This is a genomic window from Streptomyces sp. NPDC058671 (assembly GCF_042716475.1).
GTDB lineage: Bacteria > Actinomycetota > Actinomycetes > Streptomycetales > Streptomycetaceae > Streptomyces.
Genome location: NZ_JBHXSA010000010.1, coordinates 1 through 25,084, shown reverse-complemented (window position 1 = coordinate 25,084; position 25,084 = coordinate 1). Strand labels below are relative to the sequence as shown.

Below are 25,084 nucleotides of genomic sequence, written 5' to 3'. Positions count from 1 at the left end.
TCCTGCCCCCGGGCTGTTTAGTTTAGATCGACAGCTCCCCACGTGGGGGCGTCCGCCGCCACCCCCGCCCCCCCCACCACCGGTGTCTCCGCTTACGTTCGTCCCGCTGCGGGTCACCGGACCAACGGTGGCTGTCGTCAAGGGAGATCGGGGGTGAGCTCGTGCGGATCGGACTGCTCGCGGAGGGTGGCTACCCGTACGCCGACGGTGAGTCCGGAATCTGGTGCGACCGCCTCGTGCGCGGACTCGGGCAGCACCGGTTCGACCTCTACGCCGTCGGCGGTTCCGGTACCCCGCGCCCGCTCCCCCCGAACGCGCGGGTGGCGCGCGCCGCCGACCTCGGGACCGACGCCGCCCCGACGGGCGTCACCCTCCTCGAACGGACCGCGTTCGGCGACCGGGCCACGCGCCGCGTCTACGGCCGGCGGGAACGCCGCCGCTTCACCGAGGCCTTCCACCAGCTGGCCGTCGGCCTCTGCACGGAGGACGACGCCACCAGCGGCTCCCGGGTGACGGAGCACGCCGCCGGGGGCGCGTCCCTCGGTCAGAGCGCCTTCGCCACCGGGCTCTACGCCCTCGCCGCACTCGCCCGCGAACGCGGCGGGCTGCCCGGCGCGCTCCGCTCCGACGACGCCGTCCGCGCCCTCGAATCCGCCTGCCGTGCGCCCGGCGCACGCCGTGGCGCGGCCGCCGCGGGACTCCCCGACCACCTCGCCTTCGCCGAGCACCTCGCCCGCACCCTGCGTCCCCTGTCCCTCGACTGGTACACGGACGACACGCTCGGTGCCGCCGACCTCTGCCACGCCGCCGCCGGAGGCACCACCGCCCTCCCCGGCCTCCTGGCCAAACGCTTCTTCGGGGCCCCGCTGCTCGTCACGGAATACGGAGTACGGCTCCGCTCCCACTACCTCTCCGCCGCCACCGACCGCTCCGCCCCCCTGCGCACCCTGCTCGCCGCCCTCCACGGCCGGCTCGCCGCCGAGGTCTACGGGCAGGCCGCGCTGCTCACCCCCGGCAACACCCACGCCCGCCGCTGGCAGGAGAGGTGCGGCGCCGACCGGGCCCGGATCCGCACGGTCCACCCCGGCATGGCGGCCGACCGGTTCGCCGAGGTCGGCGAGGACGAGACGAGCGGCGACCCCACCACCCTCGTCTGGGTCGGCCGGGTGGAACCCGCCAAGGACCTCATCGCCCTGCTGCACGCCTTCGCGGAGGTCCGCGCCCGGCAGCCCGACGCACGGCTGAGGATCGTCGCCGTCCCCGTCCGCGAGCCGGAGGCCGACGCGTACCTCGGCCACTGCAAGGGGCTCGCCGCCCAGCTCTTCCCCGACGAGGCCGCCGGGGCGCACGCCGTCGGCGAGAACCCGGTCACCTTCGAGGAACTCGGCGGCCCCGAGGCGCCCACCCTGGAGGACACCTACGCGTCCGGCGCGGTCGTCGTCCTGTCCAGCGTCGTCGAGGGCTTCCCCGCCGGACTCGTCGAAGCGATGTTCTGCGCACGGGCCACCGTCTCCACCGACGTCGGCGCGGTCGTCGAGATCATCGGCGGCACGGGCCTCGTCGTCCCCCCGCGCAACCCCCGGGCGCTCGCCGACGCCTGCCTCGCGCTGCTGCGCGACCCCGAACGCCGGCACCGCCTGGGCGCCGCGGCCCGCGCCCGCGCGCTCGAACTCTTCACCGTCGAGCAGAACCTCGCCGCGTTCCGCGGTATCTACCTGGAGCTCCTCTCCCACGCGCCGGTGCGCCACCGCCCCGGGGACGGCGCGCTCTTCGCCCACCCCGCCGAGGCGCACGTCCCGGGCAGCTGGGCGCACAAGGCCGTGGCCGCCGGGACAGGAGCCCCCGATGCCTGAAGGAGGCACCCCCATGCGCGGCTCCGCCGCCCCCACGAGCCCCGGAGCCTGGGACGCCCGCTCCGAAGCCCTCCTCGGCGCCCCCGCCCTGACCCCCCGCCCCGACGGAACTCTGGACGCCCGCGCCCCGGAAGACCCCCCTCCGCCCGGGATAGCCCCCACACGGGCACCGACCGCTCCGGCCCGGCCTTCCGTACCGAACGAGGCCGACGGGCCGACCGATGCCTACGGGCGGGACCGGGTCCACGGGCCGGACCGGGCTCCCGCGCCGGTCCAGGCTCCCGCCCAGGGCCAGGCTCCCGCCCCGGTCCAGGCTCCCGCCCAGGGCCAGGCTCCCGCCCAGGGCCAGGCTCCCGCCCAGGCCCAGGCTCCCGCCCAGGCCCAGGCTCCCGCCCAGGGCCAGGCTCCCTCCCAGGCGCCGGTCCAGGTCTCCGCGCTGCCCCCGGCTCCTGTCGAGGCCCCGGACCAGGCCTCGGCGCTGACGCCGGCCTCCGCCCTGGTTCCGGCGCCCGCCGAGGCCCCGGCGCCCGCCAAGGCCCCGGGTCCGGTCTTCGCCCCGGACCCGGTTCCCACCCCTGGCCTTGCCTCCGCGCCGGACCCGGCTTCCGCGCCGGTCCAGGCTTCCGCGCCGGTCCAGGCTTCCGCCCCGGACCCGGTCGTCGCATGGGTCCCGGTCCTCGCCCCGGACCCCGCTCCCGCTCCCGGCGCCGCCTCCGCGCCGGACCCGGCGTCCGCCTGGGACCCGGCCCCCGCGGTGCCGCAGGCTCCCGCCACCGGCACGGCCGCCCACGATGGGGGCGGCCCCGTCCCCCGTACCGCCGGCGCGTCGACCGCCCCGGTCGCCCCGGCCGACCGCACCGCATCGGCCGACCGCACCTCCCCGGCCGCCCCGGCCGACCGCATCGCCCCGGCCGGTGCGTCCGGTCGTGCGCCCGCCGCCGCCCCCCGTGCCCGGCGGGGGAACGCCGATCCCGTCAAGGTGCTCATGCACCGGCACCGGGAGCTGTGCGCGCGGGCCGTCGATCCGCTGGAGATCGCCGCCGGGCTCGAAGCCCAGGGGTTCACCGACCGGACCGCCGCGCGGTTCCGGCACCGGGACGTCTTCTCGCTCGCCGAGGAGCTGTACGCGCGCGTGCCCCGCGGCGGGGAGCCCGACCCGGCCCCCGCACCGCCGGCGCCCCGCACGGACGCGTGGGTGCTCGCCGTTCTCACCCCCGGGGCCGCCGCCGCCCTCACCGGCATCGGGCTCGCCGTCACCCACGGGCCCGCGCGCTTCGCGGTCGGCGTGACCGGCGCCCTGCTGCTCGGGGGCGCCCTCCTGTTCGCCGTCCGGCGCGGCCCCCTCCGCGCCCCCGACGGCGGCACCGTGCCCGCCGCCGGTCTCTGGGCCCTGTGGCTCCTCGCGTACGCGGTCTGCGGCGACGGACTGCTGACACAGGTGCTCAGCGGCGGCCCCGACGGCCCCTGGGACCTGACACCCCGCCCACTCCTCGGCCTCGCCCTCGCCGTCGCCCCCGCCGCCTGGTGCGCCCGGCTCTTCGCGATCCGGGCGCGCCGCAGGATCGCCGACAGCCGGGGGCTCGCCGACTTCGCCGCCGCCGTCCGGCCGCTGCTCCTCGGCACCGTGACCCTCCAGCTCCTCGCCCTCACCGGCCTGCTCGCGCTCACCGGGTTCAGCTCCGGGGCCCTGGCCCTCGGCGCGCTCCTGCTGTTCGCCCGGCTCCTCACCGTCCACGGCTTCCCCGAGACGGCCACGGCCGCCCTCGCCGCCGCCGGCGCGGCGGAGGCCCTCGCCCTCGCGAGCGTCCTCGCCGCCCGCGTCCCCGTCCCCGGCTTCGACGCGCTCGCCGCACCGGTGCGCGCCGTCGTCGACGCCTGGGGCCCCGGGGCCGTACCCACCCTCGTCTGCGGCGCCGCCGCGCTCGGCCTGCTGGCCCACGCGACCGGCGCCCTCGCCCGGGCCTCGGCCCACAGCGCCCCGTGACCACCCCGCGCACCCGCGGAGCCGACGCCGCGGGCGTGCCCCGACACCTCCACCACCCCGCAAGGAGACCGAAGACCATGACCCCGCAACCCCCAGCACCGGCCGGTCGGCACGTAGGGGGCGCACGATGAGGGTGCTCCTGCTCGGAGCCAACGGCTTCATCGGGCGCTTCGTCGCCGACCGGCTGCTCGCCGACCCGGCCGTGCACCTCACCGCGCTCGGCCGGGGCGACGACGCCGACGTGCGTTTCGACCTCGCGTCCGGCAGCCCCGGCGCGCTGACCCGTTTCCTCGACGCCGTCCACCCCGGCGTCGTCGTGAACTGCGCGGGCGCCACCCGCGGCGGCGCCCGCGACCTGACCCGGCACAACACGGTCGCCGTCGCCACCGTCTGCGAGGCCCTGCGCCGCAGCGGCTGCGGCGCCCGGCTCGTCCAGGTCGGCTGCGCCTCGGAGTACGGGCCGAGCCAGCCCGGCGCCTCCACCGCCGAGGACGCCGTACCGCGCCCCGGTGGCCCGTACGGCGTGTCGAAGCTGGCGGCGACCGAACTCGTCCTCGGGTCGGGGCTCGACGCCGTCGTGCTCCGGGTGTTCTCGCCCGTGGGCCCCGGCACACCCGCCGGCTCGCCCCTCGGCCGGCTCGCCGAGGCGATGCGCCGGGCCATGCAGGCCGGGGACGGGGAGCTCAAGCTCAGCGGCCTCGGGGTGCAGCGGGACTTCGTCGACGTACGGGACGTGGCGCGGGCCGTCCACGCGGCCTCGCTCTCCGCCGCCCAGGGCGTCGTGAACATCGCCACCGGCCGTGCCGTCCGGCTCCGTGACGCGGCCGCCGTCCTGGCCAGGGTCGCGGGCTACGCGGGCAACCTGCACGAGCTGGACGCCCCGCACGGCATGCCGCAGCGCCCCATGATCGGCGCCCCCCGCAGCGAGGGGACCATCGCCGACCAGCTGGCCTCCGCCCCCTACCCGTACCCCGACGGCTGCGGCCCCTGGCAGCAGGCCGACGTCCGCACCGCCCGCGACCGGCTCGGCTGGCGGCCCCGGATCAACCTGGAGGAGTCCCTCGCCGACATCTGGATGGAGGCGGCGTGTCGCATCTGACGACGAGCACGGCGACGGGGGCGGTCCAGGCCCTCGGGGTGGGCGTTCCCGGCTACGCCCACCCGCTGCTCGCCCCGGTCGAGTGGGGCGAGCTGACCCGACCGGGCACCCCGCTGCACTGGGCGGTGCTCAACGTGGCGGAGGGGCCGGGCAGCCGCCCCGACCCGCACTGCCTGGAGGCGGCGGGGAGGCTCCGCAACGCCGGGGTGAGGGTCCTCGGGCACCTGGACGCGGCCTACGGCTCCCGGCCGTTCGGGGAGCTGGTCTCCGACGCCCACCGATTCCTCGACTGGTACAAGGTGGACGGCTACTACCTGGACCGCTGCCCCGCGGACCGGGCGGACCTGGCCGGGGTGCGGCGGGTCACCGCGACCCTGGAGGCGGTCCTCGGCGGCGAGGCCCACCTCGTCCTCGGTCACGGCACCCATCCCCATCCGGGGTACGCCGAGACCGCCGACCAGCTGGTGACCTTCTCCGGCGCCTGGGTGGACTACCGCTGGTCGCAGGTGGCCGAGTGGACGGCCGCGTACACGGAGACGAAGTTCGTCCACCTCGTGCACGGGGTCCCGCGCACCCACCTCGACGAGGCGCTGCGGATCGCCCGCTGGCAGGGGGCCGGGACGATCTTCTTCACCGACCGGACGGCGGCGCCGGGACAGACCGCCGCATTCCACTCGCTGCCCGGCTACTGGGACGAAATCGTCTCGCGTATCGGACCGGGTGTCTCGGAATGAGAAGGGGCGTGGCAGTGTTACGGGGAGAACAACCGTACTGACATACCGACAACCGGAGTCCCCGTGTCGCTGCCACCCCTGGTCGAGCCGGCTGCCGAGCTCACCGTAGACGAGGTCCGCAGGTACTCCCGCCACCTGATCATCCCGGACGTCGGGATGGACGGGCAGAAGCGGCTGAAGAACGCCAAGGTGCTGTGTGTCGGCGCCGGTGGCCTCGGCTCGCCGGCGCTGATGTACCTGGCCGCCGCCGGCGTGGGCACGCTCGGCATCGTGGAGTTCGACGAGGTCGACGAGTCGAACCTCCAGCGCCAGATCATCCACAGCCAGGCCGACATCGGCCGCTCCAAGGCGGTCTCGGCGCGCGACAGCGTGCTCGGCATCAACCCGTACGTGAACGTCGTCCTTCACGAGGAACGGCTCGAAGCCGAGAACGTGATGGAGATCTTCGGCCAGTACGACCTGATCGTCGACGGCACGGACAACTTCGCCACCCGCTACCTGGTCAACGACGCCTGCGTGCTGCTGAACAAGCCGTACGTGTGGGGCTCGATCTACCGCTTCGACGGCCAGGCGTCGGTCTTCTGGTCCGAGTACGGCCCCTGCTACCGCTGCCTCTACCCGGAGCCCCCGCCGCCGGGCATGGTCCCCTCCTGCGCCGAGGGCGGCGTCCTGGGCGTGCTGTGCGCGTCCATCGGCTCCATCCAGGTCACCGAGGCCATCAAGGTGCTCGCCGGGGTGGGCGACCCGCTGGTCGGCCGACTGATGATCTACGACGCCCTGGAGATGCAGTACCGCCAGGTCAAGGTCCGCAAGGACCCGGGCTGCGCGGTCTGCGGCGACAACCCGACCGTCACCGAGCTCATCGACTACGAGGCCTTCTGCGGCGTCGTGTCCGAGGAGGCGCAGGAGGCGGCGCTCGGCTCCACGATCACTCCGAAGCAGCTCAAGGAGTGGATCGACGAGGGCGAGAGCATCGACATCATCGACGTCCGCGAGCCGAACGAGTACGAGATCGTCTCGATCCCGGGCGCGCGCCTGATCCCGAAGAACGAGTTCCTGATGGGCACGGCCCTCCAGGACCTCCCGCAGGACAAGCGGATCGTCCTGCACTGCAAGACGGGTGTCCGCAGTGCGGAAGTCCTCGCGGTGCTCAAGTCCGCGGGCTTCGCGGACGCGGTCCACGTCGGCGGCGGCGTGATCGGCTGGGTCCATCAGATCGAGCCCGAGAAGCCGATCTACTAGACGACGCACGGCACAGGGCCCGGACCTCGTCGCGAGGTCCGGGCCCTGTGCCGTGGGCTCAGCAGGTCGTGCCGTACGCCGGGACCTTCCCGTCCAGGAGGTACGCGTCGACCGTCCGCGTCACACACGGCGAGGTGCCGTAGGCGCCGTGCCCCTCACCCTTGTTGGTGACCAGGACGCCGACCCCGGCCCCGAGTTCCTCCGCCATCCTCTCCGCGCCCTCGTACGGGGTGGCCGGGTCGCCCGTCGTCCCGACGACGAGCACGGGGGCGGCGCCGGGGGCACTCGCCTCCGGGGTGACCCGCTCGCCCTTCACCGGCCAGTCCGCGCACCACCCGGCCGTGTCCCAGGCGAGGAACGCGCCGAACACGGGGGAGAGCCGACGGAATTCGGGGATAAGCGCCTTCGCCTGCGCGGCCGTCCGGCGTTCGCTGGAGTCGGCGCAGGAGATGGCCCGCTGGGAGTGCGACTGCGTGGAGTAACGGCCCTTCTCGTCCCGGTCGTTGTAGTAGTCGGCGAGCCGGAGCAGAGCGCCGCCGCGCCCCTGCTCCGCCTCGGCCAGGGCCTCCGTCAGCAAGGGCCAGTTGGCCTGCCCGTACAGCGTGACCGCGATGCCCGTGAGCGCCAGGCCCTCGGTGAGCCGCCGCTCGCCGACCGTCAGCGGGGCCCGGTCGAGCTTCCGCAGCAGCCGCGAGATGCGTTCGGTCCCGGTCTTCGGGTCCTGGCCGGTGCTCCTCAGGTAGCTGTCCAGGGCCCGCTGGAAGCCGATCGTCTGGTGCCGGGCGTGCCCGACGGCGTCGGCGGTCGGGTCGACGACCGCGTCCAGGACGAGCCTGCCCACGTTCCCCGGGAAGAGGTGGGCGTACGTGCCGCCGAGCTGGGTCCCGTACGAGATGCCGAAGTAGTGGAGCCTGTCGTCCCCGAGGACCTGCCGGATCAGGTCCAGGTCGCGGGCGGTGGCGCTGGTCGTGGTGTGGGGGAGGAGGGGGGCGGAGCGGCGGGCGCACCCGGCGCCGAAGTCGGCGCTGTCCTTCAGGTACGCGGCTTCCTCCGCCGCCGAGTCCGGGGTGAGGTCGACGGAGGCCTCGGCTGCGGCCTGTTCGGCGTCGGTCCGGCAGACGACGCCGGCGCTGCGGCCCACGCCCCGCGGGTCGAAGCCGACCAGGTCGTAGCGCTCGCCGAGCGACCGGTACTCCTCCTCCAGCTGCGGCAGCATCGCGACCCCGGAGGCGCCGGGGCCGCCGAAGTTGAAGAGGAGGGAGCCGACGCGGTCCCGCTCGTCGGTCGCCTCCTTGCGGATGAGGGCGATCGGGAGGGTGGCGCCGTCGGGCTTCGCGTAGTCCACCGGCACCGTCACCGTCGCGCACCGCCACTGCGTGCCGGGCCGCTGTCCGCCCTCGGGCGCCGGGCACCGCTTCCAGGCGGGACGTTGTCCGGTGAGGGGGCCGGGGAGCGGGGGGAAGGCCTTCGCGGAGGCGGAGGAGGAGGGGGCCGAGGGCTTGGCGTCTCCGGCACTCGGCGGGGCCGAGGAGGGGCCGGGTGCGGCGTCCTCCGTGCCCGTGCAGCCGGCGATCAGTGCCCCGGCCACCGCCAGCACCGTCATGCGTACACGTATGGACATGCGTTCCCCCAGGATCCCGGCAAGGCGGCCATCCTAGGCGGGGCGGGTGTCCGGGCGGCGGCGGGGCGGAGCCCGGGGCGGCTACGTGCAGACCGTCCCCGAGGACGGGACCTTGCCGTCCAGGAGGTACGCGTCGACCGCCCTCTTCACACACGCGTTGCCGCTGTTGTAGGCGCCGTGGCCCTCGCCCTCGTACGTCAGCTCCACGCCGACGCCCTGGCCCAGCGCCTGCACCATCGACCGGGCGCCCGCGTACGGCGTGGCCGGGTCGCCGGTGTTGCCGACCACCAGGATCGGCGCCGAACCGGGCGCGGACACGTCCGGGTGGTCCCAGGTCCCGGCCACCGGCCACTGCGAGCAGCTGGAGAGGGCCCAGCCCATGTAGTCGCCGAAGACCGGGGAGGCCTCACGGAACTCGCCGAGCCGCTCCTTCGCCTGGCCGAGGGTGTAGCGCTCCTTGAAGTCCACGCAGTTGATGGCGGCGTTGGCGGCCTGGATGTTGCTGTAGGAGCCGTTCTGGCCGCGCCCGTTCATCGAGTCGGAGAACGACAGGAGCAGAGCCCCGTCGCCGCCGTCGGCCGCTTCGAGCCCCTGCTCCAGATACGTCCAGAACTCCTTGGAGTACAGGGCCTGCGCGATGCCGTTGGTGGCCTGCGTCTGGGTGAGCTCGCGGTCGCCGATGCCCGGGATCGGGTCCTTGTCGAGCGCCGCCAGGAGGTCCGTGACGAACGACTCGATCTGGGCGACGCTCGTGCCGGGCAGGGCGCACTCGTCGCCCCGGTCCACACAGTCCCGGGCGAAGTTGTCGAGGGCCAGCTGGAACCCCTTCGCCTGGCCGAGCGCGCCGTCCTCGACGCCGGCGTCCGGGTCGACGACGGCGTCGAAGACGGCCCGGCCCACGTTGTCCGGAAACAGATGGGCGTAGACACCGCCGAGTTCCGTTCCGTACGAGATGCCGAAGTAGTGCAGCTTGTCGTCCCCGAGGACCTGGCGCACCAGGTCCAGGTCCCGGGCGGCGTTCTCGGTGCCGACGTGCGGCAGGGCCCGGCCGGCGTCCTTCTCGCAGCCGGCCGCGTACTTCTTCTGCGCGTCCGATAGCGTCCGCTCCTCGGCCTGGTCGTCGGGCGTGAAGTCCAGCGCGTAGTAGGCGTCGAGCTCCTTGTCGGTCGCGCACTCGACGGGGTCGCTGCGACCCACCCCGCGCGGGTCGAAGGAGACCAGGTCGTAGCGGCCGCGCAGGGTCTCGTACTTCTCGGCGAAGCCGGGAAGGGCGGCGATGCCGGAGCCGCCGGGCCCGCCGAAGTTGAAGACGAGCGAACCGATCCGCCGGTCCTTGTCACGGGCACGGGCCCGGATGAGCGCGAGCTCGATGGTCTCGCCCTCCGGCACCGACCAGTCGAGCGGCGTCTGGAGGAAGGAGCACTCCCAGGCGGTGCCGCCCGGGAGTGGGGCGGGCGCCTCCCCGCCGCCCTCGGCGGCGGAAGGCGCCGGGCACGGCGCCCAGGCCAGGTTCTGCCCCGTCAGCGCGGCGAACCCGGCCGAGCCGCTCGGCCTCGTCCCGTCCGCCGAGGTGTCTCCCCCGCCCGAGCACCCGGCGGCGAGCAGCACGGTGGTGGCGATCAGCAGAGCGGCGCGCTGCGCGGCGGAGGTCGGCATGGAACCATCGTGTGCCGCCGCCCCGGCCCCCGCGCGGGACGGAGGGCCAAGCGGGTGGCGGTGTGCCGCCGTGACGGGCCGCTTACAGCGCTTCGCGCCTCGTCAGCCAGTTGAAGCAGAGCCAGCCCGGCAGCACCGGGATCCACAGCGTCAGCAGGCGGTACAGCAGGACCGCCGGGGTCGCGACCTCGATGGGAAGGCCCACCGCGAGCAGACCGAGCGTCAGCGCGCCCTCGACCGCGACGACACCGCCCGGTGTCGGCGCCGCCGAGCCGATGGCGTTGCCCGCGAGGAAGACGACCGCCACGCTCGCGTAGCTGATCGACTGGTGGCCGTGGCCGAAGGCCCGGATCGAGGCGTCGAGGCAGAGCACGAACGAGCCGGTGAGCAGCAGCATCCCGCCGATGCCGGTGAGCAGCTTCATCGGGCGCTGGAGCACGTCCAGCATGCGCGGCACCACGCCCGCGAAGAGCGACCGCAGCCGGGTCGACACGAACTTCCGCATGAACGGGATGGCCGTCACCACCAGGACGAGCACCGCGACCGTCAGAAGACCGGCGATGACCGTCCGCGACGGAGTGAAGGACTGCGACTTCTCCGTCCCCGTCAGATAACCGAAGGAGAGCAGGAGCAGGATGTGCGCCCCGAGCCCGAAGAGCTGCGAGGCGCCGACGCTCGCCACCGCGAGCCCCGGCCGTACCCCCGCGCGCTGGAGGAACCGGGTGTTCAGGGCGACGCCGCCGACCGCCGCGGGGGCGAGGATCTTCACGAACGATCCGGCGACCTGCGCCACCACCGTCCGCCAGAACCCGACCCGCTCGGGCACGAAGCCCAGCAGGCTCATCGCCGCCGCCACATAGCTGAGCGCGGAGAACAGCACCGCGGCCGCCACCCACCGCCAGTCCGCCTGGCTGATCGTCGACAGCGGCGTACGGGCGACCTGCGAGAGCAGGAAGTACGCGGCGACCGCGCCGGCGATCAGGCTGATCAGGGTCCGCGGCTTGATCCGCTCCAGCCGGACCGGCTCCACCGGGGCCTGCGGGCGGATCAGCAGCACCTGCTGTCGGATCTGGGCCAGCAGGTCCTCCTCACGGGCCTCGTCGAGCGCCGTGTCGAGGGCCCGCTTGTCGGCCTTCTTGTCGGCCTTCTTCTCCGCCTTGGTCTCGGCGCGCACGGTCGTCGGACCGGCCGTGGCCTCCGCCGCCTGGGCCTTGGCCAGCTCCCGCTCGCGCTTGGCCGCCTCCGACGCGGCGAGCACGGCCTCCCGCTCCCGGGCCGACCGCTCCCGGGCCTGTCGCCGCAGCGTCGCGCGCGTGGAGCGGCTCAGCGCGATGGGCTGGAGCAGCGGCAGACAGTCGGCGACGGTGTCGGGGCCGAGCACCTGCACGGCCGCGGCGACGGCCCGCTCGGCTCCCACCCGCAGACCGAGGGTGGTGAGCAGCTGGGCGATGTCCATCCGCAGCACCAGATCCCCGGCGGCGATCTCGCCACCGCGCAGATCGGTGAGGATCACCCTGCCGGAACGATCCACCAGGATCGCGTCACCCGTGAGCCTGCGGTGCGCGATCCGGCGCGACTGGAGCGCCCGCACCTGCCGGAAGGCGCTGCGGACCAGCTCGTCGGTGATCTCGTGGTCGTCGAGGGAGTCCAGACTGCGGCCGCCGATGTGCTCGTACACGAGCATCACGGCGTCCGGGCCGAGTTCCGAGGTGGCGATCAGCTTCGGCGCGTTCGCCCCTGCGGCGATGGCCGCGTACGCGAGGAGCGCCTCCTGCTCCAGGGCCTGCCGCAGCGACACGATCGAGCGGCGGGTGGTGATCGTCCGCAGGGTGAGCCGCCGCCACGCCCGGTAGAAGAAGCCGTGCGCCTGCTGCTCCCGGTCGACGACGGTGACGTCGAGCGGCGGTCCGTCCTCCAGGTTCACGAGGTAGCGGCGGCCCCGGTCCGCGCTGTCCGCCGAGTCGGGCACGCCTTCGGCGCGGAGCGCCGTGACCGGGCGGAAGCCGACCCGGCGCAGACCGGCGAGGAGCGTCTGCCCGGTGGGCCGGACGTTGGGGGAGCCGACCGCGTACAGCGTGCCGTACGCCACCGTCCAGCCGATCAGGACGGTCAGGATGATGGAAAGCGCCGTGGTGTAGCCGGCCACCAGCATGGTGAACGCGTCGAGCAGCAGCACCACCCAGAGCGACACCCGCCAGCGCGGCCTGCGGGCCATGCCGACGGCGGTCATGTAGGCGATCACCGGCGCCAGGTAGTTGTGCACCGGGTCGGTGAGCCCGCCGCCGGACTGCGGCTGGGTCAGCGCGTCCTGGATCGTGCCGGGCGCGGCCTGGGCGACCCAGAGGTCGGTGGCGAGGGTGACGCCGTGGGCGAGGACGGCCGCGAGGACGCCGTCCGCGATGCGCAGTCCGTCGCGTTTGATCAGCCGCTCGATGGCGAAGGCGACGGGGACGAGCAGGACGGCGATGGAGGAGACGAGACCGGCGATCTTGACGAAGACGTCCGGGGCGCCACCGGCACCCGCGTTGATGTCCTTCTCGAGGCCCGAGGTCGTGGCGTGGGCGACCGCGGCGACGGCGATGACGAGCCCGATGGCGAGGAGACCGGAGAGCAGCCGCATCAGGTCGGAGGGCCGGTGGACGCGGGCGGCGAGCAGCGGCTCGTCGCCGGAGACCCGCTCGGGCAGGTCGGCCCTGCCCTCCTCCGGAGGATGAGTGTCCTGCCCCATCACCATGTCCGTCTCTGCATGCGCGTCGTGTCGTTCTTGATCTCGTATCACCAGTCACCGCCCGCACGATGGTGGCACGAAGAGCCGCCGCGCGGAGGCATCGGGGCCATGTCGGTGGGGTGAGGCACGATGGGGCGGATGAGTATGGAGGTACCTGTGGGGGACACCGGAGAACTGCCCGAGTACGCGGAGCGGGTGCTCGACGTCGCCGACGGGATCCCGCCCGGCCGGGTGATGACCTACGGCGACGTCGCCGAATGGCTGGGCGAGGGCGGGCCGCGTCAGGTGGGCCGGGTGATGGCCCTGTACGGCGGGACCGCACCCTGGTGGCGAGTCGTCCGCGCCGACGGCACGCTGCTGCCCGGCCACGAGCTGAGGGCCCTCGGCCACTACCGCGAGGAGGGCACCCCGCTGCGCGGCGCGGGCCCGGCGGCCGAGGGGCACGTGCCGAGGATCGACATGCGGCGGGCCCGCTGGGACGGAACTCACACCTGAGCCCGCCGACCCGGGGAGCGCGGGCCGGCCGGGGCGCGCCCGGCGTCCGGCGGGGGCCGCGCTATACGGACCGGGGCGCGGAGTACGGCTCGGCGACGGCCCGTTTCGCGTAACGTCGACGTTCGCGTCTCCCGAGGCGTCGGGCCGACGCACACGGCGGCCGGCCGCGGCGGACGGCCGCCTCACCCGCACCACCACTCCCACCAGGACCGGCGACCCACGTGAGTACCTCCTCCACCACCCGGCGTACGCCGTCGCACCAGGGACAGCCGTACCCGGGTTCGGGACGGCAGCGGACCCCGGGCGCGTACCGACTGGTGCGTACCACGCCGGCCCCGCTGGATCCCCCTCAGCTGGACGCAACCCAGCGGGAAGTGGTTGACCACACCGGCGGACCGCTTCTCGTCCTCGCCGGACCCGGCACCGGCAAGACCACGACCCTCGTCGAGGCCGTCGCCGCCCGGATGGAGCAGGGCGCCGATCCCGAACGGCTCCTCGTCCTCACCTTCAGCCGCAAGGCCGCCGTCGAACTCCGCGACCGCATGGCCGCCCGGCTCGGCGGCCGCCGCCCGCCGCAGGCCACCACCTTCCACTCGTACTGCTACGCCCTGATCCGCGCCCACCAGGACGCCGAACTCTTCGCCGAACCGCTGCGGCTGCTCTCCGGACCCGAGCAGGACCTCGCCGTACGGGAACTCCTCGCCGGCCACATCGACCTGGGGAAGAGCGGCCTCGGCAGCATCAGCTGGCCCGACGAACTCCGCGCCTGCCTCACCACCCGGGGCTTCGCCGACGAGGTACGGGCCGTCCTCGCGCGCTCCCGCGAACTGGGCCTCGGACCGGACGCGCTCGCCCGCTTCGCCGAGCGCGTCGGCCGCCCGGACTGGAAGGCGGCGGCCGGTTTCCTCGCCGAGTACCTCGACGTCCTCGACCTCCAGGGCGTCCTCGACTACACGGAACTGGTCCACCGGGCCGTACTGCTCGCCGGGAACGTCAGCCTGCCCGCGTACGACACGGTGTACGTCGACGAGTACCAGGACACCGACCCGGCACAGGTCCGGCTCCTGCACGCGCTCGCGGGTGGCGGACGCCGCACGGTCGTCGCCTTCGGCGACCCGGACCAGTCGATCTACGCCTTCCGGGGCGCCGACGTGAACGGCATCCTCGACTTCCCCGCCACCTTCGGCGGCGCGGACGTCCGCGTCCTGCGCACCGGGCGCCGCTCCGGAGCCCGCCTCCTCGACGCGACCCGGCTGCTCGCCCAGCGCATGCCGATGCCCCGGCTCCCGGCCGACGAGGTCCGCGCCCACCGCGACCTCACGGCCGTACGGGAAGGGGGCGGAGCGGAGGCGTACACGTACCCGACGGCGTCGGCGGAGGCCGAGAACATCGCCGACCTGCTGCGCCGCGCCCACCTGGAGGACGGCGTCCCCTGGCAGGACATGGCCGTCCTCACCCGCGCCGCGGCCTCCCTCCCCTCCCTCCGCCGCGCGCTCACCTCGGCGGGCGTCCCGGTGGAGACGGACGCGGCGGACACCCCGCTGCGCCACGAACCGGCGGTGGCACCGCTGCTCCTCGCGCTCAGAGCGGTGTCGGGGGCGGGGACGGGGCCCGAGTTCCGTCCCGAGCGGAGCCCCGAGTCCGAGTCCGCGCTCGGGCCGGGGCCGGGCCCCGGGCCTGAGCCGGAGCCGGAGCCGCCCCTGGGGTCCGGGCCCGAGCTGGAGCCTGAGCTGAGTTCCGGGCCCGAGGCGGCGACCGCGCCGGAGCCCGAACCCGCGCCGAAGCCCGGCCCCGAGCCGAGCCCCGAGTCCGAGTCCGAGTCCGAGTCCGAGCTCGGGCCGGGGCCGGGCCCCGGGTCTGAGCCGGAGCTGGGCCACGGGCCCGAGCCGGTGTCGGGCCCCGGGCCCGCTCCCGCTTCCGCCGGATGGCTCCCCGTCGAGACCGCGCTCGAACTGCTCGCCTCGCCCCTCGCAGGGGTGGACCCCGCCGACCTCCGCCGTCTCGGCCGGGCCCTCCGTGACGAGGAGCGCGCCGCGGGCAACCGGGTCCCGCCGCCCTCCGACGTCCTCCTCGCCCGCGCCCTCGCCCAGCCCGAGCGCCTCGTCGCCCACGATCCGGCGTACGCGCGGGGCGTGAAGCGCCTCGGCGACCTGCTGGGCGAGACCCGGGCGCTGCTCGACGCCGGCGGCACCGCGGAGGAGGCACTCTGGGTGCTCTGGAACGGCACCCCCTGGCCCGGCCGCCTGGAGCGCGCCGCACTCCGCGGCGGCCCCGCCGGCCGCAACGCCGACCGCGACCTCGACGCCGTCTGCGCCCTCTTCGAGACCGCCGCCCGCGCCGAGGAACGGGTCGGCGGCCGCGGTGTCCTCAACTTCCTCGAAGAACTCGACGCCCAGGACATCGCCGCCGACACCCTCACCCGCCGTCACACCCGCCCCGACGCCGTCCGTCTGATGACCGCCCACCGCTCCAAGGGCCTCGAATGGAGCCTCGTCGTCGTCGCCGGCGTCCAGGAGGGCCTCTGGCCCGACCTGCGCCGGCGCGGCTCCCTCCTCGAAGCCGACCGCATCGGCCGCGACGGACTCGCCGAGCCCCTCACCCCCGGCGCCCTCCTCGCCGAGGAACGCCGGCTCTTCTACGTGGCCGCCACGCGCGCGCGTGACCGGCTCGTCGTCACCGCGGTGAAGGCCGCAGCCGAGGACGGCGACCAGCCCTCCCGTTTCCTCACCGAGTTCGGCGCCGAGCCGAAGGACGTGCCCGGCCGCCCCCGCCGCCCCCTCGCCGTCTCCGCCCTCGTCGCCGAGCTGCGCGCCACCACCGTCGACCCGGACGCCTCCCCCGCGCTCCGCGACGCGGCCGCCCACCGCCTGGCCCGGCTCGCCGCGCTCACCGACGAGGACGGACAGCCACTGGTCCCGGCCGCGCACCCGGACCGCTGGTGGGGCCTGTTCGAGCCGACGCGGAGCACCGTCCCGCTGCGCGAGCGCGACCGGCCCGTGGCCCTCTCGCCGAGCTCCCTGGAAAACCTGGTCACCACCTGCTCCCTCCAGTGGTTCCTGGGCCGCGAGGTCAAGGCCGCCGCTCCCGCCACCGCCTCCCAGGGCTTCGGCAACGTCGTCCACGTCCTCGCCGACGAGGTCGCCTCCGGCCGCACGCCCGCCGACCTCGACGTCCTCATGGCCCGCCTGGACTCCGTCTGGGACGCCCTCGCCTTCGACGCCCCCTGGAAGTCGGCCCAGGAGAAGCAGCACGCGCGCGTGGCCCTGGAACGGTTCCTCAGCTGGCACGTCATGGACCGGGGCGGCCGTACCCCCGCCGCCTCCGAACACGCCTTCGACGTGACCCTGGAGGCGGGGGAGTACGAGGTCCGCATCCGCGGCTCCATGGACCGCGTCGAGACCGACGAGCACGGCCGCGCGTACGTCGTCGACTTCAAGACCGGCAAGTCGGCGCCCACCCGCGACGAGGTCGCCCACCACCCGCAGCTCGCCGTCTACCAGCTCGCCGTCAGGGAGGGAGCTCTCGACGAGGTCTTCGACGGCCGCCGACCGGAGCCGGGCGGCGCCGAACTCGTACAGCTGCGGCAGAGCGCCCCGCAGAAGGAGGGCGGCGACGCCCTCCCGAAGGTCCAGGCGCAGGAACCGCTCGCCGGGGAATGGGTCGGTGACCTGCTCGCCAACGCGGCGGGCCGGGTCCTCGACGAACGCTTCACGCCCACCACCGGGCAGCACTGCGCGACCTGCTCCTTCCGGGCCTCGTGCAGCGCCCGGCCGGAGGGCCGCCAGGTCGTCGACTGACCTCTTCGGCCGCCCCGTGCCGCCCTCGTCCTTCGTCTTATGGGGAGCGTCACGTTCCTGTTCGTACATCCTTTGCACGCCCTGCGCGGTCACTCTCTCGGCGTCGCCCTCATAAGGGCGGCGTGAAGACAAGCTGTGAAAGACGCTGAGGGAGTACGCGCATGAGGGCCAACAGGAAGCTCTGGGCAGTGGCGACGGTCTGCGTGGCCGTGGTCGCCGGTGTCACCGGCTGTTCCAAGGGCGACGACAAGCCCGCCGACCCCTTCACGGGCCTCACCGCGGACGCCATCGCGGACAAGGCCGTCGAGACGACGAAGGCGGCCACCGCGCTCCGTATGAGCGGCACCGGCAAGTCCGACGGTGAAGAGCTGACGATCGACTTCTCCGTTGACGACAAGGGCAACTGCAAGGGCACGATGCAGGCCCCCAAGGGCGGCAAGGCCGAGGTCGTCGGTGCCGGCGGCGCCAGCTACATGAAGGGCGACGACGCCTTCTGGCGCTCCAGCGGCGGCGAGGACGGCGCCTCGGCGGACGAGTCCGGTGCCATGGTCACGATGCTCAAGGGCCGCTGGCTGAAGATCCCCGATGAGGCCGGCGCGGACGACCCCTCCGCATTCTGCGACCTCAAGACCGTCGTCAAGGACATGGACGAGGAGGCGCCGCGCAAGGGCATGACCCGCGGCGCCGACGCCGATGTCGACGGCAAGTCCGCCGCCACCCTGACCACGAAGGGCGAGAAGGGCGGAACCATCACCCTCTACGTGGCCAAGGACGCGGCCAAGCCGTACATCCTGCGCTTCGTGGAGACCGGCGGCGAGGAGCCCGGCACGACCACCCTGAGCGACTTCGACAAGCCGGTCACCACCACGGCCCCGCCGGCCGACGAGATCGTCGACATGGAGCAGCTCATGAAGGGCGCTTCCTGACGCGGGACCCGCGCCAGAAGTAGCGGTCACGCGCGCGCGGAGCGACTCTGGTGGGAGCCTCGGGAATCCGCGAGGAGGCTCGCATGACGTCCCACTCCCACCGAAAGCTCCGCGCCGCGACCGTCGTCTGCGCGGCCGTCGTCGTCGCGGGTCCCGCGCCGGCGGCGGCCTGGGCGGCGACAGTCGGCACCGCGGCCGACGCCGCGGTGTCCGTGGCCCCGTCACCGTCCCCCGATCCGTTCGCGGAGCTCACCCCCGACGAGATCGCCGAACGGTCCGTCACCGCGACCCGCGCCGCGACCTCGCTCCGCATGGCCGGCCGGATCGTCACGGACGGGCAGCCGCTCGACATCGACTTCGCCGTCAACGACCAGGACGAGTGCACCGGCCGGATGACGATCAAGGGCGGCACCGCCGAACTCCGCAAGACCGACCGGATCACGTACATGAAGGGCGACGAGGCCTTCTGGCGCGCCTCGATGACCTCCCAGGGCATGACCGAGGCACAGATCGACACCACGATCGAACTGCTCAAGGGCCGCTGGCTGAAGATCGCCCCGGGGCAGCCCGGCAGCAGCGACCTCGGCGGTGTCTGCGACCTCGACGACCTCCTCTCCGACCTCGGCAAGGACAAGGACAAGGAGAAGCCCAGCGGACTGACCAGGGGCCCGGACACCGAGGTCGACGGCACCCCCGTCGCGACCCTGGTGAAGCAGAAGGACGGCGGGGAGAAGGCCGGCGGGGAGACCGCCACCGTCTCCGTCTCCCAGCAGGGCAGGCCGTACCTCCTCAAGATGGTCAGGACGGGCGGCGACCGACCCGGCTCGATCACGCTCTCCGACTACGACAAGCCCGTCGACGTGGTCGTCCCGCCCGCCGACGAGACGGTGGACCTCTCCAAGCTGAACCGGAGCGGGCCCGCCTGAGGCGAGCCGAACCGCGCCCGACGCCGGAGACCGAGCCCGCGCGGGAGCCACGGACCGCGTGAGGTGAGCCACCGCGGGAACCGGGCCGCACTGTCGGTGGTCCGCGTTAGCCTCTTTGAGGTGACCGCACCCCTCACCGATCCCGAGCAGCTCAAGGAGCTCCTCGGCATCCCGTTCACCCCGGAGCAGACGGCCTGCATCACCGCGCCGCTCGCCCCGCAGGTCGTCGTGGCCGGAGCCGGCTCCGGCAAGACGACGGTGATGGCCGCCCGCGTGGTCTGGCTGGTCGGCACGGGCCAGGTGGCCCCCGAGCAGGTCCTCGGTCTCACCTTCACCAACAAGGCCGCCGGAGAACTCGCCGAGCGCGTCCGCACCGCCCTCGTCCGCGCCGGAGTCACCGACCCCGACGTCATCGACCCGGACAACCCGCCGGGCGAGCCCCGCATCTCGACCTACCACGCGTTCGCCGGGCAGCTCCTCACCGACCACGGCCTCCGCATCGGCCTCGAACCCACCTCGCGGCTCCTCGCCGACGCCACCCGCTACCAGCTCGCCGCGCGCGTCCTGCGCGAGGCCCCCGGCCCGTACCCGGCCCTCACCCGGTCCTTCCCGACCCTCATCACCGACCTGCTCGCCCTCGACGCCGAGCTCGCCGAACACCTCGTACGGCCCGAACAGCTCCAGACGTACGACTCCGAGCTGCTCACCGCCCTCGCCGACGCCAAGCTCAGCAACGCCGAGCTCCGCAAGATCCCCGAGGCCGCCGCCGCCCGCCGTGAACTCCTCGGCCTCGTCGTCCGCTACCGCGCCGCCAAACGCTCCCGCGACCTGCTCGACTTCGGCGACCAGATCGCCCGCTCCGCCGAACTGGCCACCACCCGGCCCGAGGTCGGCGAGATCCTCCGCCAGGAGTTCCGGGTCGTCCTCCTCGACGAGTACCAGGACACGTCCGTCGCCCAGCGGCTCCTGCTCTCCGGCCTCTTCGGCCAGGGCACGGGCGAGCGGGCCACCGGACACGCGGTGACCGCCGTCGGCGACCCCTGCCAGGCCATCTACGGCTGGCGCGGGGCCTCCGTCGCCAACCTGGACGACTTCCCCGAGCACTTCCCGCACCGGGACGGCACCCCCGCCAGCCGCTACGCGCTCTCCGAGAACCGGCGCAGCGGCGGCCGGCTCCTCGACCTCGCCAACGGGCTCGCCACCCCCCTGCGCGCCATGCACGCGGGCGTGGAGGCGCTGCGCCCCGCACCGGGCGCCGAGCAGGACGGCAGCGTCCGCATCGCCCTCCTCCCCACCCACGCCGAGGAGATCGACTGGCTCGCCGACTCCCTCGCCCACCTCGTCCGCACCGGCCGCGAACCCGGCGAGATCGCCGTCCTGTGCCGTACCGCCACCGACTTCCCCGCCATCCACGCCGGCCTCGTCGCCCGAGACGTGCCCGTCGAGGTCGTCGGCCTCTCCGGCCTCCTCCACCTGCCGGAGATCGCCGACCTCGTCGCCGTCTGCGAGGTCCTCCAGGACCCCGGGGCCAACGCCTCCCTCGTCCGCCTCCTCACCGGCCCCCGCTGGCGGATCGGCCCCCGCGACCTCGCCCTCCTCGGACGCAGGGCCCGCCTCCTCGTCCACCGGGGCGGCGGGGAGACGGACCCCGAGCAGCGGCTCGCCGCCGCCGTCGAGGGGGTCGACCCGGCGGAGGTCGTCTCCCTCGCCGACGCCCTCGACACCTTCCTCGACTCCGGGGGCGCCGCCGACGACGGCCTCGCGTTCTCCGCCGACGCCCGAATCCGCTTCGCGCGCCTCGCCGCCGAACTGCGCGCCCTGCGCACCTCCCTCGCCGACCCCCTCATGGACGTGCTGCACCGGGTGCTCACCGCGACCGGCCTCGAAGTCGAACTGTCCGCCTCCCCGCACGCGCTCGCCGCCCGCCGCCGCGAGACCCTCGGCCACTTCCTCGACATCGCCGCCGGCTTCGCCTCCCTCGACGGCGAGGCCAGCCTGCTCGCGTTCCTCGGCTTCCTGCGCACGGCCGTCCAGTTCGAGAAGGGCCTCGACAACGCCCTCCCCGGCGGCGAGAACACCGTCAAGGTCCTCACCGCCCACAAGTCCAAGGGCCTGGAGTGGGACGTCGTCGCCGTCCCCGGATTGGTCGCGGGCCAGTTCCCCAGCGCCCGCGCCCGCGAGTCATGGACCTCCCAGCCCCAGGTGCTCCCGCACGACCTGCGCGGCGACGCGGCGACCCTGCCACGGATCGACACCTGGAACGCCAAGGCCCTCACGGCCTTCAAGAACGAGATGCGGGACCACCAGCACACCGAGGAACTCCGCCTCGGCTACGTCACCTTCACCCGCCCCCGCTCCCTCCTGCTCGGCTCCGCCCACTGGTGGGGCCCCTCCCAGAAGAAGCCCCGGGGCCCCTCGGACTTCCTCCAGTCCCTCCACGACCACTGCGCGGCCGGCCACGGCGACATCGAGGTCTGGGCGGAAGAACCGGAGAAGGACGCCCAGAACCCGACCCTGGAGGAATCGGACAGGGACCGGGCATGGCCACTGCCGCTGGACGAGGACGCGTTCAGGCGCCGCCGTGAAGCGGCCGATCTCGTACGCCACCGGTTGTGGGCGATCACCCCGCAGGACGCAACCGGGGGGCACGAGAGTACGGAGCCCGCTCCGCAGGACCCGCACCCCCAGGACCCCTGGCCCGACGAGGACGAACCCGTCTGGGACGAGGAGGACCTCCCCGAGGACACCCACGCGGACGCGGTCCCCGCGCCCCGGGAGCCCGCGGCCCCGCCCCCGGATCCGTACCCCGACCTCACCCCCGAGGACGAGAAGACCCTCGCCTCCTGGGACCGCGACCTCACCGCCCTCACCACCGAACTCCGCCGCGCCCGCGCCACCACCCGCGACGTCCTGCTCCCCGCGTACCTCTCCGCCTCCCAGGTCCTCCGCCTCGCCGCCGACCCCGACGGCTTCGCCCAGGAGCTGGCCCGGCCCATGCCCAAGGCGCCGCAGCCGGCCGCACGCCGCGGCACCCGGTTCCACGCGTGGGTGGAGTCCCGTTTCGAGGAGCTGCCGCTGCCGTTCCTCGGCCCGGAGGAGCTGCCCGGCGGCGAGGACTTCGCCGGGGAACCCGAGATCCTCGACGAGCGGGACCTCGACGAACTCAAGGAGGCCTTCGCCCGCACCCCGTACGCCCACCGCGCCCCGTACCGCGTCGAGGTCCCCGTGCATCTCTCGCTCGCGGGCCGGGTCGTCCGGGGCCGGATCGACGCCGTCTACCGGGACCCGGACTCCGGCGCGTACGAGATCGTGGACTGGAAGACCAGCCGGGCGCGGACCGCCGATCCCCTCCAGCTCGCGATCTACCGGCTCGCCTGGGCCGAGCAGCACGGCCTCCCGCCCGAGGACGTCGCCGCGGCCTTCGTCTACGTCCGTACGGGGGAGGTCGCCCGCCCCGCCCGCCTGCCCGGCCGGGCCGAGCTCGAGACCCTCCTGCTGGGAGAGGCACCCCCGGGCGCCGGATAGGCTCGGGGACATGAGCGAGACCCCGGACAGCGCCGTCCACGCCGTACGCACGTACATCGAGCAGCACCGTGCCGCCTTCCTCGGCGACCTCGCCGAGTGGCTGCGCATCCCCTCCGTGTCGGCGCAGCCGGAGCGGGCGGGGGACGTACGGCGCAGTGCCGAGTGGCTCGCCGCCAAACTCACCGCGACGGGTTTCACCACCGTCGAGGTCTGGGAGACCCCAGGCGCCCCCGCCGTCTTCGCCGAGTGGCCCTCCGACGACCCCGACGCCCCGACGGTCCTGGTCTACGGCCACCACGACGTGCAGCCCGCGGCCCGCGAGGACGGCTGGCGCACGGACCCCTTCATGCCGACCGTCGTCGACGGCCGGATGTACGCGCGCGGGGCCGCCGACGACAAGGGCCAGGTGTTCTTCCACACCCTCGGCGTCCGGGCCCACCTCGCCGCCACCGGCCGCACGGCGCCCGCCGTGCACCTCAAGCTGATCGTCGAGGGCGAGGAGGAGTCCGGCTCCCCGCACTTCCGCACGCTCGTCGAGACCCACGCCCAGCGGCTCGCCGCCGACGCGGTGATCGTCTCCGACACCGGCATGTGGTCCGAGACCACGCCCACCGTGTGCACGGGCATGCGCGGGGTCGCCGACTGTGAGATCCAGCTGTACGGCCCCGACCAGGACATCCACTCCGGTTCCTTCGGCGGCGCCGTCCCGAACCCGGCGACCGTCGCCGGCCGGATCGTCGCCGCCCTCCACGACGAGCGGGAGCGGGTGGCGATCCCCGGCTTCTACGACGGGGTGACCGAACTCACCGACGCCGAGCGCGCCCTCGTCGCCGAGCTGCCCTTCGACGAGGCCGCCTGGCTGCGCACGGCGAAGTCGCACGGCACCGCGGGCGAGGCGGGCTTCTCCACCCTGGAGCGGGTCTGGGCCCGCCCCACCGCCGAGGTCAACGGCATCGGCGGCGGCTACCAGGGCCCCGGCGGCAAGACGATCGTCCCCGCCTCCGCCCAGCTCAAGCTGTCGTTCCGGCTGGTCGCCGGGCAGGACCCGGACAAGATCGAGCTCGCGGTACGAGACTGGCTGGCGGGCCTCGTCCCCGCCGGGATCCGGTACGAGATCGTCTTCGGCGCCCCGACCCGCCCCTGCCTCACCCCGCTCGACCACCCCGCTCTCCAGGCGGTCGCCGGGGCCATGAGCCGGGCCTTCGACGGCGCCAAGGTCCGCTACACCCGCGAGGGCGGCTCGGGACCGGCCGCCGACCTCCAGGACGTCCTGGACGCACCCGTCCTGTTCCTCGGCATCTCCGTCCCGTCCGACGGCTGGCACGCCCCCGACGAGAAGATCGAACTCGACCTCCTCATGAAGGGCGTCGAGACGACCGCCCATCTGTGGAGCGACCTGCCCGCCGCCCTCCACGCCGCCGCGCGCTGAACCCACACACCGATCCGGGGGAGTTGGAAGCACCTGTGAGCACCCTGAAGAACGCGCCGGCCGTGAAGAACGCGCCGGCGGACCGCCCGATCTCGCTCACCGCCCCGAGCGGCATCGACCGCGCCGCTCACCACCGCCTCGACGAGGCGTGGCTGGCGGCGGCCTGGAGCCACCCCACCACGCGGGTCTTCGTGGTCTCGGGCGGCCAGGTGCTGATCGACGACCTGCCCGACGGCACCACCGAACTCGTGATGACGCCGGCGTTCGAGGCCCCGGTCACCGAGACCCACCGCTACTTCCTGGGCACGGACGCCGAGGGCGTCTCGTACTTCGCGCTCCAGAAGGACTCCCTGCCGGGCCGCATGGACCAGTCCGCCCGCCCGGCGGGCCTGCGCGAGGCCGGGCTGCTGCTCTCCGACCGGGACGCGGGCCTCATGGTGCACGCCGTGGCCCTGGAGAACTGGCAGCGGCTCCACCGCTTCTGCTCGCGCTGCGGCGACCGCACGGTCATCGCGGCGGCCGGACACATCCGCCGCTGCCAGGCCTGCGGCGCCGAGCACTACCCGCGCACCGACCCCGCGGTGATCATGCTGGTCACGGACGAGGAGGACCGGGCGCTCCTGGGCCGCCAGGTCCACTGGCCGGAGGGCCGCTTCTCGACCCTCGCGGGTTTCGTGGAGCCCGGCGAGTCCATCGAGCAGTCGGTCGCCCGTGAGGTCTTCGAGGAGGCCGGCGTCACGGTCGGCGAGGTCGAGTACATCGCCAGCCAGCCCTGGCCGTTCCCGTCCAGCCTCATGCTGGGCTTCTTCGCCCGCGCGACCTCCTCGGAGATCACCGTGGACGGGGAGGAGATCCACGAGGCCCGCTGGTTCTCCCGCGACGACCTGGCCGCCGCCTTCGAGTCCGGCGAGGTGCTGCCCCCGTACGGCATCTCGATCGCGTCCCGCCTGATCGAGCGCTGGTACGGCAAGCCGCTCCCGAGGCCGGGCGGCGTGGTCTGACCCGCCCTCCGCCGTATGACGAGAGCCCCGACCGGACGGGGGGGGCGGTCGTGAAACGGGGGGGGGTT

The 25,084-nt window shown here is 74.3% G+C and carries 15 protein-coding genes; 12 read left to right on the top strand and 3 right to left on the bottom strand.

From position 1 onward, the window contains the following. Window positions 1–161: 161 nt before the first annotated feature. The 5 genes from ACFWV2_RS14695 to moeZ all read left to right on the top strand — a co-directional run bounded on the left by ACFWV2_RS14695 (window position 162) and on the right by moeZ (window position 6,912). Window positions 162–1,853 (top strand): glycosyltransferase, encoded by a 1,692-nt coding sequence (locus ACFWV2_RS14695; protein ID WP_384405357.1) that lies wholly within the window; start codon window positions 162–164, stop codon window positions 1,851–1,853. A gap of 13 nt (window positions 1,854–1,866) precedes the next feature. After that, on the top strand, window positions 1,867–3,837 hold the full coding sequence (locus tag ACFWV2_RS14690) for a hypothetical protein (RefSeq protein ID WP_384405356.1): 1,971 nt from the start codon (window positions 1,867–1,869) through the stop codon (window positions 3,835–3,837). Between the two features lie 127 nt (window positions 3,838–3,964). Continuing rightward, complete coding sequence (locus ACFWV2_RS14685) at window positions 3,965–4,936, top strand: NAD-dependent epimerase/dehydratase family protein (protein WP_384405355.1); 972 nt, start codon at window positions 3,965–3,967, stop codon at window positions 4,934–4,936. Then, window positions 4,924–5,670 (top strand): spherulation-specific family 4 protein, encoded by a 747-nt coding sequence (locus tag ACFWV2_RS14680; RefSeq protein ID WP_384405354.1) that lies wholly within the window; start codon window positions 4,924–4,926, stop codon window positions 5,668–5,670. Before ACFWV2_RS14685 ends, ACFWV2_RS14680 begins: the two co-directional genes overlap by 13 nt. Before the next feature lie 63 nt (window positions 5,671–5,733). Beyond that, complete coding sequence (gene moeZ, locus ACFWV2_RS14675; protein WP_384405353.1) at window positions 5,734–6,912, top strand: adenylyltransferase/sulfurtransferase MoeZ; 1,179 nt, start codon at window positions 5,734–5,736, stop codon at window positions 6,910–6,912. Window positions 6,913–6,970: 58 nt separating this feature from the next. On the opposite strand, the gene ACFWV2_RS14670 is transcribed toward moeZ, so the two are convergent. The 3 genes from ACFWV2_RS14670 to ACFWV2_RS14660 all read right to left on the bottom strand — a co-directional run bounded on the left by ACFWV2_RS14670 (window position 6,971) and on the right by ACFWV2_RS14660 (window position 12,923). Then, a complete protein-coding gene (locus ACFWV2_RS14670) occupies window positions 6,971–8,533 on the bottom strand; it encodes an alpha/beta hydrolase (protein ID WP_384405352.1) in 1,563 nt (520 codons plus the stop codon). Between the two features lie 81 nt (window positions 8,534–8,614). Continuing rightward, window positions 8,615–10,189 carry an alpha/beta hydrolase gene (locus tag ACFWV2_RS14665; RefSeq protein ID WP_384405351.1) on the bottom strand — a complete coding sequence of 525 codons (1,575 nt, stop codon included), beginning with the start codon at window positions 10,187–10,189 and terminating at the stop codon, window positions 8,615–8,617. 82 nt (window positions 10,190–10,271) lie between these two features. After that, window positions 10,272–12,923: a lysylphosphatidylglycerol synthase domain-containing protein gene (locus ACFWV2_RS14660; RefSeq protein WP_384405350.1), complete on the bottom strand. Its 2,652-nt coding sequence runs from the start codon at window positions 12,921–12,923 to the stop codon at window positions 10,272–10,274. A 123-nt stretch (window positions 12,924–13,046) separates the two neighbouring features. On the opposite strand from ACFWV2_RS14660, the gene ACFWV2_RS14655 reads away from it, so the two are divergent. From ACFWV2_RS14655 to nudC, 7 genes are all read left to right on the top strand, one after another. Beyond that, window positions 13,047–13,412, top strand: coding sequence for an MGMT family protein (locus ACFWV2_RS14655; RefSeq protein WP_360785959.1), 366 nt, complete (start codon window positions 13,047–13,049; stop codon window positions 13,410–13,412). A 221-nt stretch (window positions 13,413–13,633) separates the two neighbouring features. After that, entirely contained in the window at window positions 13,634–17,209 is a 3,576-nt protein-coding gene (locus ACFWV2_RS14650; RefSeq protein WP_384405349.1) for an ATP-dependent helicase, read from the top strand. 161 nt (window positions 17,210–17,370) lie between these two features. Then, the gene (locus tag ACFWV2_RS14645) at window positions 17,371–18,135 is read left to right on the top strand and encodes a hypothetical protein (RefSeq protein WP_384405348.1); all 765 of its coding nucleotides are present in this window, start codon (window positions 17,371–17,373) and stop codon (window positions 18,133–18,135) included. A gap of 83 nt (window positions 18,136–18,218) precedes the next feature. After that, a complete protein-coding gene (locus ACFWV2_RS14640) occupies window positions 18,219–19,061 on the top strand; it encodes a hypothetical protein (RefSeq protein ID WP_384405347.1) in 843 nt (280 codons plus the stop codon). Window positions 19,062–19,181: 120 nt separating this feature from the next. Then, complete coding sequence (locus ACFWV2_RS14635; RefSeq protein ID WP_384405346.1) at window positions 19,182–22,586, top strand: UvrD-helicase domain-containing protein; 3,405 nt, start codon at window positions 19,182–19,184, stop codon at window positions 22,584–22,586. Between the two features lie 10 nt (window positions 22,587–22,596). Further along, window positions 22,597–24,015, top strand: a complete 1,419-nt coding sequence (locus ACFWV2_RS14630; RefSeq protein ID WP_384405345.1) for a dipeptidase — start codon at window positions 22,597–22,599, stop codon at window positions 24,013–24,015. 44 nt (window positions 24,016–24,059) lie between these two features. Further along, window positions 24,060–25,016, top strand: a complete 957-nt coding sequence (nudC, locus tag ACFWV2_RS14625; protein ID WP_384405582.1) for an NAD(+) diphosphatase — start codon at window positions 24,060–24,062, stop codon at window positions 25,014–25,016. Window positions 25,017–25,084 lie beyond the last annotated feature (68 nt).